Genomic DNA, 13,663 nt, shown 5'->3' with positions numbered 1-13,663 from the left:
TGCAGAGGGCGCGGCCAGGCGTCCTCTGCCCGGTCGCCGTGCCGGAGCACAGGCTGCTGCCGCCGCTGACGGCGAACGGAACCAGCCTCGGGGCCCCGTAGCGAACGGAACCAGCCCCCGGGCCCCGCAGCGAACGGAACCGGCGCCCGCGCCCGTGGCGAACGGAACCAGCTCCCGTCACAGATCCTGCTTATACACCCTCACCCGCTCGGCGGGAAACTCCAGCGCTTCGCAGAAATACTCCCAGCCGTGCCGCTCGTAGTAGCCGGAAAACGTTGACCAGAGCCAGATACGCGCGTGGCCGCGATCGCGGGCGAAATCGATCACGTGCTGCTGCAGCGCCTCGCTCACGCCCTGACCGCGTGAGGCGGGATCGACATAGAGCGCTGCCGCCCACGGCCAGAGATCCTGGCGGCTGATCAGATCGCAGCGCCAGAAACCGATAGTGCCCAGCGGAATATCGTGCGCGTCCAGTGCGACAAACGTCACCGGCAGATCGGCACCGTTCAGGCTGCTGCGCACGACACTGTGATAAAACTCACGCGTTGTGCCATCGCCAAACGCCTGCCACAGCCAGTCAGTTATCTGACTGGCGTGATGCGGCACGCTGCTGAGCGGCAAAATACGCATCAGTTCAGCTCCAGCGCCAGCAGCTCCTGAATCGTCTGCGCGCGGCGGATCTCACGCACGCTGCCGTTTTCAAATAGCACTTCCGGGATCAGCGGGCGGCTATTGTAGTTAGAGGACATGGACGCGCCGTAAGCACCAGTGTCGTGAAACACCAGATAGTCGCCAGGCTGCACCGCAGGCAGCGCGCGGGTCTCCACCTTGCCGCCCTCCTGCTGGGTAAACACATCGCCTGATTCACACAGCGGCCCGGCCACCACGCTCTCCTGCGTGACTACCTCCGGCGTGCTGCCATCGGCTGGCAGCACCGAAATATGGTGATAGCTGCCATACATAGCCGGACGCATCAGATCGCTGAAGCCTGCATCAACCAGCACAAAGTGGCGACTGCCCATCGCTTTAACCGCCCGTACCTGTGAAACCAGTACGCCCGATTCAGCCACCAGGAAGCGTCCCGGCTCAATTTCCAGCTTTACCGGATGCCCGAGGTGGTCGGCAATGCGATCGCGCGCGCGGCTCCAGAGGCCAAAGTAGTGGTCGGTATCGATCGCTTCTTCATCAAAGCGGTAGGGAATAGAGAGCCCGCCGCCGGCTGAGATGGCGCTGAGATCCTGACCAAACGCAATCACCTGATCGACCATGGCGTCACACACCTGCTGCAGATGCGCATAATCCACGCCGGAGCCGATATGCATGTGCAGCCCCACCAGCTGCAGACCGTGCTGCTGAATCGCAGCCAGCGCCAGCGGCAGATCGCCATACCAGATGCCGTGCTTGCTGTTTTCGCCGCCGGTATTGGTTTTCTGGCTGTGACCGTGACCAAAACCAGGATTGATACGCAGCCACACTTTATGGCCCGGCGAACGCGCGCCCAGCTGGTGCAGCATATCTACCGAACCGGCGTTTACCGGTACCTGCAGCTCAGCCACGCGCTGAAGCGTCGGCAGATCCAGCAGGTCCGCCGTAAACACAATGTCCTCACCGCCCGGTTCAAATCCCGCCGCCAGCGCGCGTTCAATTTCACCCAGCGAGACGGAATCGACTTTTACCCCGGCCTGACGCATCAGGCGCAGAATATGAATGTTTGAGCAGGCTTTCTGCGCAAAGCGCACCACATCAAACTGGCTGAGCTGCGCAATACGCTGCTGAATAATGGCGGCGTCATAGGCCCAGAACGGACCGCTGTAGCGCTGCGCCAGCGGCAGCAGATGGGTAGCGTTAAGCGCAGATTCGGTGGTGTCTAACGGACGTGGCATAACAATTCTCCTGTACTGTTGCCCTCATTTAGCCACACCACATTAATTCACAGAAATATCTGTTTTAGCGGCAGCTATGCAAATATGATATGCCTTTAATGGAGGAGCGATGGCGAACATCAACTGGCGGCATATTGAGATTTTCCATGCGGTGATGACCAGTGGCAATCTGACGCAGGCCGCCGCGCTGCTGCACACTTCGCAGCCCACCGTCAGCCGTGAGCTGGCGCGTCTGGAGCAGCAGCTGGGACTGACGCTGTTTGAGCGGGTGCGCGGTCGTCTGCAGCCCACGATGCAGGCGCTGAGTCTGTTTGAAGAGGTGCAGCGCTCCTGGTACGGACTGGACCGGATTCTCGATGCGGCGGAAGGATTACGGCAGTTCCGGCATGGCGAGCTGTCGGTGGCCTGCCTGCCGGTATTTTCCCAGTCGCTGCTGCCGCCTCTGCTGCAGCCCTTTATGCAGCGCTATCCGCAGGTGAATCTGAACATCATTCCGCAGGAGTCGCCGCTGCTGGAGGAGTGGCTGTCGGCGCAGCGCTACGATCTTGGCCTGACTGAGACACAGCATGCGCCATCCGGCACGGAACGCCTCTCGCTGCTGACCTGCGATGAAGTGTGCGTTTTGCCGCCGCAGCATCCGCTCTGTCAGCGTGATGTGCTGACACCTGCCGATTTCCATCAGCAGAATTTTGTCAGCCTGTCGCGGCATGACAGCTATCGTCAGCTGCTGGATGCGCTGTTTCTGGAACAGAAGGTTGAGCGACGGCTGGTGCTGGAGACGCACAGCGCCGCGTCGGTATGCGCGATGGTGCGCGCCGGGGTTGGCTTATCGATTGTAAATCCGCTCACCGCGCTGGATTACGCGGCGAGCGGCGTGGTGATGCGGCGTTTCAGTATCAGCGTGCCGTTTACCGTGAGCCTGATCCGCCCTCAGCACCGGCCCGCCTCTGCGCTGGTTGACCGCTTCTGCCACCACCTGCAGCAGCAGGTGGCAGCATTTCCGGGGCTTATCGCCGCGCAGCTTGATCAGACGCGGACCGTATCGCCCTGACCGTTAGCGTTGCGGAAGGTGATGACACACACCACCAGGCCGACAGCGGCGATGGCGGCAGCCGCAACCGGCACTGCCGTCAGGCCGTAGCCGCGCGCAATAACGGCGCCGCCTACCCAGGCACCCAGCGCGTTACCCACGTTAAAAGCAGCGATGTTGAGCGTGGAAACCAGGTTCGGTGCCTCTTTGCCGTGGCGCACCACGTTGATCTGCAGGCCGGGTACAGTGGCAAACGTCGCCATGGCCCACAGGAACAGCGTAATTTCAGCCAGCCAGAGCGCATGGCTGGTCCAGCTGAAGAGCAGTGAGAACAGCGCAATCAGTGAGAAGCTGAGGATCAGGCTGAAAGAGACTTTCCAGTCCGCCAGCTTGCCGCCAATGATATTACCTGCCGTCAGGCCGGCGCCAATCAGGAACAGCGTCCAGCTCACGCCGCGGTCGCTGATGCCGGTGACCTGAAGCAGCAGCGGCGCAATATAGCTGAACAGCGCAAACATCGCCGCGGCAAAGCAGACCGTCATCAGCAGCGACAGCCAGAGTCGTCCGTTGGCCAGCGCACTAATCTCACTGGCCAGATGAACCGGCTTCTCTTCTTTATTTGCCGGCAGGCTGACAATCAGGGCGATAAACGCCAGAATGCCGATAATCGCCACGCCCCAGAAGGTGGCACGCCAGCCAAACAGCTGACCAAACCAGGTGCCAAGCGGCACGCCAAGCACGTTTGCCAGCGTCAGCCCGGTAAACATCAGCGCCACCGCTGACGCCTGACGGCCGGGCGCCACCAGGCTTGCGGCCACTACCGACCCAATGCCAAAGAACGCGCCGTGGCAGAGTGCGGTGACCACACGCGCCAGCATCAGCAGGTTATAGCTATAGGCCAGCGCGCAGAGCACGTTACCGATAATAAAGATCACCATCAGCAGACTCAGCGTGCGCTTGCGCGGCAGGCTGGCGGTCAGCAGCGCCATAATCGGCGCGCCAATCGCCACGCCGAGCGCGTAACCGCTGATCAGCCAGCCGGCTGAAGGAATCGACACCTGCAGATCGCCTGCCACTTCCGGCAGCAACCCCATGATGACAAACTCCGTGGTGCCAATGGCGAACGCACTCAGCGCCAGCGCCAGTAATGCAACAGGCATAACACACTCTCCCAAGATAATTTTGCAGGCGGGCCGTACTGCGAACACAGCACGGTAAAACAGAACGCTTATTAATATTTGAACTGCGTCACGCTGCATTAAAACACAGCCCTGGCAGCGCAACCACCCTGTGCGCCGCAAGGCTATGTTGCCGGCGCGGCAATAATCAGCGCCGGTCCGGCTTGTGGCGCGGTGGCGGATAGTGATAGCGTTGCCCGGTTTTCAGCCGGCGGAAGCGGGTAACGGTCAGAACGCAGCGCGCAGGTGAGCGCCCCACAGGAGAAAAAAGAGATGCGCTGGATAATTGCGCTGGCGGCGTGCTGCCTCAGCGGCTGCTCGGTTGGACACTATGAATACAGTAAAGAAGCTGCGCGCCGGGTGGATATGACCGTTACCGGTATTCCCACCATTCTTGGGGTCGGCACGCTGGGCACGACTATCCCGCTCACCGCCGACTACAGCCTGACGGCGGCACACGTGGCGAAATACTCACTCTACCGGGTGAAAGCCTGGCACCCCGACTGCGATCTCGCCGTGGTTTACCATAAAAACCGGGCGGGCAACCTGCCGCCGGCGTTCCGTAACGGCCACATTGGCGATCGCGTAAATCTTTATGGCTATAGCTTTATCTCTGCCCTGCCGGTCGCCTCCAGCGGAGAGAACCTGGTGAATACCACGCTGGTAAACAGCTGGAACAAAGCAAACTGTGTGGTGGTGGCGGCCAGTGCTGGCGTAGTGAAAGGTATGTCAGGCGGCGCAGTCTATAACGCCAGTGATGACACGCTGGCTGGGGTGATCACAGGATACAGCCGGCGGATCGATGATAACCAAAGCGGAAAAACGCTGTATAGCGATGTGGCACTCTACATACCCTATGCGCGTTTTCAGACGTGGCTGGCAGAGGCGATTGCGCCGTGATAACTGCTGCCCGACTCTCCCCTGCGAGAGAGAGACGGGCAGCGCCTGCCGTTACTTCGCCGTCGGGCGCAGCGCCGGGAACAGGATCACATCGCGAATGGTGTGGCTGTTGGTAAACAGCATCACCATACGGTCGATACCGATACCGAGGCCAGCCGTTGGCGGCAGTCCGTGCTCCAGCGCGGTGACGTAATCTTCATCGTAGAACATCGCTTCATCATCGCCGGCATCTTTTGCATTCACCTGCTGCAGGAAACGCTCTGCCTGATCTTCAGCGTCGTTCAGCTCTGAGAAGCCGTTACCGATCTCGCGACCACCAATAAAGAACTCAAAGCGATCGGTGATTTCCGGGTTCTCATCATTACGGCGCGCCAGCGGTGAAACCTCTGCCGGGTATTCGGTGATGAAGGTTGGCTGAATCAGATGGGCTTCCGCCGTCTCTTCAAAGATCTCCGTTACCACGCGGCCCAGACCCCAGCTTTTTTCCACTTTGATATGCAGCGCACTGGCGATCGCTACCGCTTTATCAAAGTCTTCCAGGTCAGCCAGGTCCGTTTCCGGACGATATTTTTTGATCGCTTCACGCATCGTGAGCTTCTCAAAAGGCTTACCGAAGTCAAAGGTATGTTCGCCATAGGCCACTTCAGTGGTGCCCAGTACGTCCTGCGCCAGCGTGCGGAACAGGCTTTCGGTCAGCTCAATCAGATCTTTGTAATCTGCATACGCCATATAGAGTTCCATCATGGTGAACTCAGGATTATGGCGCGGCGAGATGCCTTCGTTACGGAAGTTACGGTTGATCTCAAACACGCGATCGAAGCCGCCTACAACCAGACGCTTCAGATAAAGCTCCGGCGCAATACGCAGATACATATCGATATCCAGCGCATTGTGATGGGTGATGAAAGGACGCGCAGAAGCGCCGCCCGGGATCACCTGCATCATTGGCGTTTCCACTTCCATAAAGTCGCGGTTTACCATGAACTGGCGAATACCCGCCATGATTTTCGAGCGTACCTGGAAGGTGTGGCGCGATTCATCGTTGGAGATGAGATCAAGATAGCGCTGACGATAGCGCGTCTCCTGGTCAGCCAGGCCGTGAAACTTGTCCGGCAGCGGACGCAGCGCTTTGGTCAGCAGGCGCAGTTCTGAGATATGGATTGAAAGCTCGCCGGTTTTGGTTTTGAACAGCTTACCGCGTGCACCCAGAATATCGCCCAGATCCCACTTCTTGAACTGCTCGTTATAGACGCCTTCCGGCAGATCGTCACGTGAAACGTAGATCTGGATCTGACCGCCAACATCCTGCAGCGTGGCAAACGACGCTTTACCCATGATGCGGCGCGTCATCATACGACCGGCAACGCTCACTTCCACGCCCAGCGCTTCCAGCTCTTCGTTGCTCTTGTCGTCATAGCTGGCGTGCAGCCGATCGGAGGTGGTGTCACGACGGAAATCGTTGGGAAACGCCACGCCCTTTTCACGCAGCGCGCTGAGTTTTTCGCGACGCGCTTTCAGTTCATTATTTAACTCAAGTGCGGCGTCAGCGTTCTGCGGTTGTTGTTCAGACATGTCGGTTCCTTATAGCCCTGCTTTTAAACTTGCTTCAATAAAACGATCCAGATCGCCATCCAGCACCGCCTGAGTATTGCGGGTCTCTACGCTGGTGCGCAGATCTTTGATGCGGGAGTCATCCAGCACGTAAGAACGAATCTGGCTGCCCCAGCCGATATCCGATTTGTTCTCTTCTGCGGCCTGCTTGTCAGCATTTTTCTTCTGCATCTCATATTCATAGAGCTTGGCGCGCAGCTGTTTGAAGGCCTGGTCTTTGTTCTTGTGCTGTGAACGGTCGTTCTGGCACTGCACCACAATGTTGGTCGGCAGGTGGGTAATACGCACCGCAGACTCCGTTTTGTTAACGTGCTGACCGCCCGCACCTGATGCGCGGTAGACGTCAATGCGCAGATCGGCCGGGTTGATATCGATATCGATATTGTCATCCACTTCCGGATAGATAAACACCGAACTGAACGAGGTGTGACGACGGCCGCCGGAGTCAAACGGACTCTTGCGCACCAGGCGATGGACGCCGGTTTCCGTACGCAGCCAGCCGTAGGCGTAGTCACCAATCACCTTGATGGTGGCGGATTTGGTGCCCGCAACTTCGCCTTCCGACTCTTCAATGATCTCGGTTTTAAACCCTTTGGCTTCTGCCCAGCGCAGATACATGCGCAGCAGCATGCTGGCCCAGTCCTGCGCTTCCGTACCGCCGGAGCCTGCCTGAATATCCATGTAGCAGTCGGCGCTGTCATACTCGCCTGAGAACATGCGGCGGAATTCCAGCTCACCCAGCTTTACTTCCAGCGCGTCGAGCTCAGCCACGGCTTCGTTGAAGGTTTCTTCATCGTCCGCTTCAACCGCCAGCTCCAGCAGGCCCTGCACATCTTCCAGGCCCTGGTGCATCTGATCGAGGGTTTCAACGACGGCTTCGAGCGACGCGCGCTCTTTGCCGAGCGCCTGCGCGCGTTCAGGTTCATTCCAGACGTCCGGCTGCTCCAGCTCGGCGTTTACTTCTTCAAGACGTTCTTTCTTGGCATCGTAGTCAAAGATACCCCCTAAGAACGCCGCTGCGCTCGCTAAGGTCCTGGATACGATTTTTGACCGGATTAATTTCAAACATGGCTTTTCAGTCTTTTTTGGCGATACGGTGAGAAAAGATAAAGTAACGCATGAGTTTACCCGAAAGCGCGCGCGGTTTGTAGCGGCGCGCGCGGTCAGAGCGGCCAGATATGATCGATTATCAGCTGCACGGAACGGTTACCGCGATACTCGTTGATATCCAGCTTATAGGCCAGCTCAACCTGCCGCACGCTGGTGTCCGGCCAGAGGCGGGTATCAACATTAAACGCGATACCGTCCAGCAGCGGTCCGCCGCCGACTGGTTCCACCATCACCTTCAGGTGACGCTCGCCCACCAGCCGCTGCTGCAGCAGTTTAAATTTGCCGTCAAACACCGGTTCCGGGAACGCCTGTCCCCACGGCCCCGCCTCACGCAGCATTTCAGCAGTATGCAGGCTGAACTCCTGCGCGTGCAGCTCACCGTCAGACCAGACCACGCCCTGCAGCGCTTCTCCATCCAGCCACTCATCAATCAGCGCGGCAAAGCGCTCGCGAAACGCGTCATACTTATCCGTTTCCAGCGAGAGTCCCGCCGCCATCGCATGGCCGCCGAACTTGATAATCAGCCCCGGATAGAGCGTATCCAGCCGCTCCAGCGCGTCACGCAGGTGCAGTCCGGCGATTGAGCGACCCGATCCTTTTAGCGTGCCATCGCCCGCGGGCGCAAACGCAATGACCGGCCGGTGAAAACGCTCTTTCAGGCGCGATGCGAGGATCCCGACCACCCCCTGGTGCCATTCGGGGTGATAAAATGCCAGGCCCAGCGGCAGGTCGCTATGCTGACGCTCCAGCGCATCGCACAGCGCCAGCGCTTCGCTTTTCATGCCCTGTTCAATTTCTTTGCGCGTCTGGTTCAGCGCATCCAGCTCGCTGGCCAGCATGCGCGCCTGCGCAATATCCTCGGTCAGCAAGAGCGCCACGCCAACCGACATATCGTCAAGCCGCCCCGCCGCGTTAAGACGCGGGCCAACGGCAAAGCCGAGATCGCTGGCTGCCAGCTGACGCGCATCGCGGTTTGCGATCTCCAGCAGCGCCCGAATACCGGCGCGGCATTTACCGGCGCGAATGCGGCTCAGCCCCTGCCACACCAGAATGCGATTGTTCGCATCCAGCGGCACCACGTCCGCTACGGTGCCGAGCGCGACCAGATCGAGCCACGCGGCCAGATTGGGTTCGCTGCGCTGGGGGGTAAACCAGCCCTGCTCGCGCAGATGCGCGCGCAGCGCCAGCATCAGGTAGAACGCCACGCCGACGCCTGCCAGCGCGCGCGACGGAAAAGCGCTGTCGCTGAGGTTAGGATTAACAATAGCGTCGGCGGCCGGCAGCGTTTCGCCCGGCAGATGGTGATCGGTGATCAGGACCGGGATGCCGTGCGCTGACGCCGTTTCGACGCCCGCGTGCGAGGAGATGCCGTTATCCACGGTGAGGATCATCTCCGCGCCGCGCGCACGCGCCTGCTCCACCACTTCCGGACTCAGGCCATAGCCATCGTCAAAGCGGTTAGGCACCAGGTAGTCCACGTTGCCGCCCATGCTGCGCAGCGCCAGCACGGTCAGTGCGGTGCTGGTCGCGCCGTCGGCGTCAAAATCGCCGACGACCATAATGCGCTGGCCGCCCGTAAGCATCCGGTGCAGCAGCGCAACCGCAGCCTCTATACCGCCGAGGCTCTGCCACGGCAGCAGATATTTTGCCCCGCGCTCCAGCTCTGCTGCGGTTTTAACGCCGCGATGCAGATAGAGACGGCGCAGCAGAGGCGGCAGGTCGTCAGGCAGGCTGGCATCAGCCGGCAGCGTGCGCCGACGCAGTTCTGTAGTGTGCATCACTGTGAATTAACCGCCCCGCTTCTGACCATCAAGCACCTGTTTCAGCTCCTGCGGACCCTGATAGCCCGGGATCATCATACCGCTGTCGGTAAGAATGGCGGGCGTACCCTGAATGCCGAACAAAATGCCGAGTTTGTAGTGCTTATCGAGATTGAGGCTGCAGGTCGCTGGCGCATCCATCTGCGGCGTATCGCCTTTCATCGCCTGATCGAACGCTTTGTTGCGATCGGCACTGCACCAAATCGCCTTCATCGCTTTCTCAACCTGACCGTTCAGCCCTTCGCGCGGGAAGGCGAGATAGCGCACCGTGATACCCAGCGCGTTGTAGTCCGCCATCTGCTCATGCAGCTTACGGCAGTAGCCGCAGGTGATATCGGTAAACACCGTAATGACGTGCTGCTCTTTCGGCGCTTTATAGACAATCATTTCCGGCGCCAGCGCGGCGACTTTTTTGTCCAGCAGCTGGTTGGTGACATTAACCGGCTGTGCGCCGCTGACGTCATACAGCGGGCCCTGAATCATATGTTTGCCATCTTCAGTAATGTAAATCACGCCGCTTTCCGTCAGCACGGTTTTCATGCCCGGCAGCGGCGAAGGCTGGATCTCAGCCTGCTGCAGACCCACTTTTTTCAGCGTCTGCTGAATAGCGCTGTCATCAGCCTGTGCCAGAGCGGAAAAGGCGCTGACCAGCAGCGCCAGAACGGTAAACTGTTTTTTCATCATAAGTCCTTGTTGCCGCTGCTCAGGCGCGCGGATGGTGCTGTTGATGTAACTGACGCAGCCGCTCGGTGGCAACATGCGTATAAATCTGGGTGGTCGACAGGTCACTGTGGCCCAGTAGCATCTGTACGACGCGCAAATCAGCGCCGTGGTTCAGTAAATGTGTGGCAAATGCATGCCGCAGCACGTGCGGTGACAGTTTATCGCTGTCGATACCCGCCAGCGTCGCGTAGTGCTTGATGCGGTGCCAGAAGGTCTGACGCGTCATCTGCTGCGCGCGCTGGCTGGGAAACAGAACGTCCAGCGTCTGTCCGTTTAGCAGCCACGGCCGGCCATATTCCATATAGTGCTCTAACCAGTGGATCGCTTCTTCACCTAATGGCACCAGCCGCTCTTTATTACCTTTACCGATAACGCGCACCACTCCCTGCCGCAGGCTGACATCGCTGATGGTCAGCCCGACCAGCTCTGAGACGCGCAAACCGGTGGCATACAGCACCTCCAGCATCGCTTTATCGCGCAGCTCCAGCGGAATATCTGTGGCCGGCGCCTGCAGCAGCCGGTCTACCTGACTCTCGCTGAGATCTTTCGGCAGCCGCTGTGGCAGCTTAGGGGCGGAGAGCAGCGCGCTGGGATCGTCACTGCGCAGCTTTTCACGGTAGAGATACTGAAACAGCCGGCGCATGGCGCTCAGCGTACGGGCTGAACTGGTGGCCTTATAGCCACCTTCAATACGCTCGGCAAGAAACTGCTGCAGATCCAGCGCCTGCAGCGTCAGCAGCGTCAGATTGTGATGCTGCAGCCATGCGGTGAGGGTTTGCAGATCCTGACGATAAGAGGCCAGCGTATTTTGCGCCAGATTACGCTCCAGCCAGAGCGCATCAAGAAACTGTTCAATCAGATCGCTATCCTGCACGTTATCCTCTCGCCAGTGTGAAATCGTGCTCATTATGCCTTAAAGCAGAGGGGTTCTGGTACAATTGCGCCAGAGTGAGTTTCATACAGAGCATTAACCGCATGAATATCGGACTTTTTTACGGTTCAAGTACCTGTTACACCGAGATGGCAGCGGAAAAAATCCGCGATTTTATTGGTGAAGAGCTGGTGACGCTGCACAACCTCAAAGATGATGACCCCTCGCTGATGGAGCAGTATGACCTGCTGATCCTCGGTATTCCAACCTGGGATTTTGGCGAGCTGCAGGAGGACTGGGAAGCGGTATGGCCGCAGCTGCCGGGACTTAACCTGCAGGGGAAAATTGTGGCGCTGTACGGTATGGGCGACCAGATTGAGTACAGCGAGTGGTTTCTTGATGCGCTGGGCATGCTGCACGAACTGCTGCTGCCGATGGGCGTGCAGTTTGTCGGCTACTGGCCGCTGGAGGGGTATACCTTTACCAGCCGCAAGCCGCTGACCGCTGACGGCACACAGTTTGTAGGTCTGGCGCTGGATGATGTTAACCAGTTTGAGCAGAGCGACGAGCGTATTGAGCAGTGGTGCGAACAGATTCTCACGGAAACAGCTGACCGGCTTTAACGCCGGTCTGCAGCGCCACTGAGCGCGTCCTGCGCGCGCAGCTGCCGCCAGCTGCGCATCGTCATGGCGTCCTGCATCAGCCAGAAACGCCAGCGCTGGCCCTGCGCATTCTGCAGGGTCAGCAGCACGCCCCACGGCTGCCATTGCGCCGTCCGGGCGGTATACCAGCGGGTTCCCTGCCAGCCCCAGCTTCCCTGAACATCCCGCGTCAGCTCGCCGCAGCGTTGCCGTAAGCGCCGCTCAGTGCGCCAGCTTTCCGCCAGCACCGCCACGGAAAGCAGCGCCTGCAGCGCATGCCACTCCGCAGGCCAGACGAACAGCAGCAGAGTCACGCAGCTGAAACCCGCCGCCAGATTTGCCAGCCGGGCGCTGCGTGAAGGACGCAGGCTACATTGCCACCGGACCGCGTTCACGGTTGCGCTGCTGGATCAGTTTTACCATGCGCTTAAACTCGGGATCCGCGGGCTCGCCGTGGTCCATCATCCAGTTAAACAGATCCGGATCGTCACTCTTCAGTAAAGCAACAAACACCCGCTTATCTTCATCACTCAGCGAATCATACTCATAGTGAAAAAAAGGCATAATGGAGACATCAAGCTCAAGCATGCCCCGACGGCAGGCCCACTTAACGCGAGATTTATCATGAATATCCATGTGTCGTGTTCCACGGCTGTAAACAGTGGGGTCAGTGTACCTGCTTTTTTTACCTGCTGCAGGCTGAGTGCTGTTTCCTGCGCAGGATTACGCAAAGCGGCAGGCTGTGTTGCCGCATCATCACGCGATTTGTGCGCCCGGTTCCGTAAACAGTTTGCATTGCCCCGCTGCTCTTTTAACATTGAACAAACAACTCCGGACAAACTTGATTAATCAGGATGGACACATGCCGATTTTTACCCTCCCTCCCCGCCAGCCTGTCGCTGCGGCACGCCTGCCCCTGACGCTGATGTCGCTTGATGAGTGGGCGCTGGTGGCGGTACAGGGCAAAGACAGCACCAGCTATCTGCAGGGACAGCTGACGCTGGATGTCGCAACGCTGACCAGTGAGCAGCATCGTCAGGCTGCCCACTGCGACGCCAAAGGCAAAATGTGGAGCAACCTGCGTCTGTTTCATCGCGGCGAGGGATACGCTTATCTGGTGCGCCGCAGCCTGCGTGACCAGCAGATTGCTGAACTGAAAAAATATGCGGTGTTTGCCAAAGTGACCATCGAAGCTGACGATGAAGCTGTCGTACTGGGCGTTGCCGGCTTTCAGGCGCGTGCGGCACTGACGAATCTGTTTGCCACGCTGCCGGATGCCGCGCATGCGGTAGTGCAGCAGGATGAGAGCACGCTGCTGTGGCTGGATCAGCCTGCGGAACGTTTTGTCGTGATTACTACCCCCGCCAAAGCGGAAGCGATTAAAGCGGCACTGGAGGGTGAGGCGCAGTTCAACGACAGCAGGCAGTGGCTGGCGCTGGATATCGAAGCGGGTATTCCGGTTATCGATAGCGCTACCAGCGCCCAGCTGATCCCGCAGGCCACCAACCTGCAGGCGCTGGATGCGATCAGCTTTAAGAAAGGTTGCTATACCGGTCAGGAGATGGTCGCGCGGGCAAAATTCCGCGGTGCCAACAAGCGTGCCCTGTTCTGGCTGGCGGGTAGCGCCGGTAAAGTACCGGAAGCGGGGAGTTCAATGGAGCTGCAGATGGGCGATCGCTGGCGGCGTACCGGCACGGTACTGTGTGCGGTACAGCTTGAGGATGGCAGCGTCTGGGTGCAGATGGTGATGAATAACGATCCGGAACCAGATGCGATCCTGCGTGCTGAAGGCGATGAAGGTGGTGAACTCACCATTCAGCCACTGCCTTACGCGCTGGACGCGTAAGAGGCACAGAGCGGGAGGCCGTCCGGCGTCCCGCTGCAATGCGCATAAAG

Annotated in this window: 14 protein-coding genes; 4 read left to right on the top strand and 10 right to left on the bottom strand. The window is 59.1% G+C overall.

Going from position 1 to position 13,663, the window contains the following annotated elements:
• Positions 1–177: 177 nt before the first annotated feature.
• Both DBY66_RS16130 and lysA read right to left on the bottom strand, forming a co-directional pair.
• Positions 178–630 (bottom strand): GNAT family N-acetyltransferase, encoded by a 453-nt coding sequence (locus DBY66_RS16130; protein WP_199559925.1) that lies wholly within the window; start codon positions 628–630, stop codon positions 178–180.
• Positions 630–1,883: a diaminopimelate decarboxylase gene (gene lysA, locus DBY66_RS16125; RefSeq protein WP_108570036.1), complete on the bottom strand. Its 1,254-nt coding sequence runs from the start codon at positions 1,881–1,883 to the stop codon at positions 630–632. Before lysA ends, DBY66_RS16130 begins: the two co-directional genes overlap by 1 nt.
• Before the next feature lie 109 nt (positions 1,884–1,992).
• Here lysA and DBY66_RS16120 point away from each other — a divergent pair, with 109 nt between their 5' ends.
• Positions 1,993–2,934 carry a LysR family transcriptional regulator gene (locus DBY66_RS16120; protein ID WP_094112156.1) on the top strand — a complete coding sequence of 314 codons (942 nt, stop codon included), beginning with the start codon at positions 1,993–1,995 and terminating at the stop codon, positions 2,932–2,934.
• On the opposite strand, the gene DBY66_RS16115 is transcribed toward DBY66_RS16120, so the two are convergent.
• Positions 2,910–4,073 (bottom strand): MFS transporter, encoded by a 1,164-nt coding sequence (locus tag DBY66_RS16115; RefSeq protein WP_071668563.1) that lies wholly within the window; start codon positions 4,071–4,073, stop codon positions 2,910–2,912. The two genes, DBY66_RS16120 and DBY66_RS16115, sit on opposite strands and share 25 nt — an antisense overlap.
• A 291-nt stretch (positions 4,074–4,364) precedes the next feature.
• Here DBY66_RS16115 and DBY66_RS16110 point away from each other — a divergent pair, with 291 nt between their 5' ends.
• Positions 4,365–4,991 carry a hypothetical protein gene (locus tag DBY66_RS16110; protein WP_104085477.1) on the top strand — a complete coding sequence of 209 codons (627 nt, stop codon included), beginning with the start codon at positions 4,365–4,367 and terminating at the stop codon, positions 4,989–4,991.
• A gap of 51 nt (positions 4,992–5,042) precedes the next feature.
• On the opposite strand, the gene lysS is transcribed toward DBY66_RS16110, so the two are convergent.
• The 5 genes from lysS to xerD form a co-directional block, all read right to left on the bottom strand.
• A complete protein-coding gene (lysS, locus tag DBY66_RS16105; RefSeq protein ID WP_039380000.1) occupies positions 5,043–6,563 on the bottom strand; it encodes a lysine--tRNA ligase in 1,521 nt (506 codons plus the stop codon).
• Positions 6,564–6,572: 9 nt separating this feature from the next.
• Positions 6,573–7,671 (bottom strand): peptide chain release factor 2 gene (prfB, locus tag DBY66_RS16100; RefSeq protein ID WP_108570037.1). Its coding sequence is split into 2 segments (ribosomal slippage): positions 6,573–7,595 and positions 7,597–7,671, totalling 1,098 coding nucleotides; the frame shifts between segments, so codons are not numbered across the junction.
• A 94-nt stretch (positions 7,672–7,765) separates the two neighbouring features.
• Positions 7,766–9,490, bottom strand: coding sequence for a single-stranded-DNA-specific exonuclease RecJ (gene recJ, locus DBY66_RS16095; RefSeq protein WP_039380002.1), 1,725 nt, complete (start codon positions 9,488–9,490; stop codon positions 7,766–7,768).
• A 9-nt stretch (positions 9,491–9,499) separates the two neighbouring features.
• Positions 9,500–10,213 carry a bifunctional protein-disulfide isomerase/oxidoreductase DsbC gene (gene dsbC, locus DBY66_RS16090; protein ID WP_071668566.1) on the bottom strand — a complete coding sequence of 238 codons (714 nt, stop codon included), beginning with the start codon at positions 10,211–10,213 and terminating at the stop codon, positions 9,500–9,502.
• 22 nt (positions 10,214–10,235) lie between these two features.
• Positions 10,236–11,162 (bottom strand): site-specific tyrosine recombinase XerD, encoded by a 927-nt coding sequence (xerD, locus tag DBY66_RS16085; RefSeq protein ID WP_104085473.1) that lies wholly within the window; start codon positions 11,160–11,162, stop codon positions 10,236–10,238.
• A gap of 68 nt (positions 11,163–11,230) precedes the next feature.
• Between xerD and fldB the strand changes: the two genes are divergently transcribed.
• Positions 11,231–11,749, top strand: coding sequence for a flavodoxin FldB (gene fldB, locus DBY66_RS16080; protein WP_071668567.1), 519 nt, complete (start codon positions 11,231–11,233; stop codon positions 11,747–11,749).
• Here fldB and DBY66_RS16075 read toward each other — a convergent pair.
• Together DBY66_RS16075 and sdhE are read right to left on the bottom strand one after the other, a co-directional pair.
• Positions 11,746–12,162, bottom strand: coding sequence for a protein YgfX (locus DBY66_RS16075; RefSeq protein WP_108570038.1), 417 nt, complete (start codon positions 12,160–12,162; stop codon positions 11,746–11,748). The two genes, fldB and DBY66_RS16075, sit on opposite strands and share 4 nt — an antisense overlap.
• Positions 12,137–12,403, bottom strand: coding sequence for an FAD assembly factor SdhE (sdhE, locus tag DBY66_RS16070; protein WP_039380010.1), 267 nt, complete (start codon positions 12,401–12,403; stop codon positions 12,137–12,139). Before sdhE ends, DBY66_RS16075 begins: the two co-directional genes overlap by 26 nt.
• A 226-nt stretch (positions 12,404–12,629) precedes the next feature.
• Here sdhE and ygfZ point away from each other — a divergent pair, with 226 nt between their 5' ends.
• Positions 12,630–13,613, top strand: a complete 984-nt coding sequence (gene ygfZ / locus DBY66_RS16065; RefSeq protein ID WP_039380012.1) for a tRNA-modifying protein YgfZ — start codon at positions 12,630–12,632, stop codon at positions 13,611–13,613.
• The last annotated feature ends 50 nt before the right edge of the window (positions 13,614–13,663 follow it).

Source organism: Pantoea sp. RIT413 (genome assembly GCF_003057675.2).
Lineage (GTDB): Bacteria > Pseudomonadota > Gammaproteobacteria > Enterobacterales > Enterobacteriaceae > Pantoea > Pantoea eucrina.
Note: the sequence above shows the minus strand (reverse complement) of the source record. Positions and strands in the feature narration are given on the sequence as shown.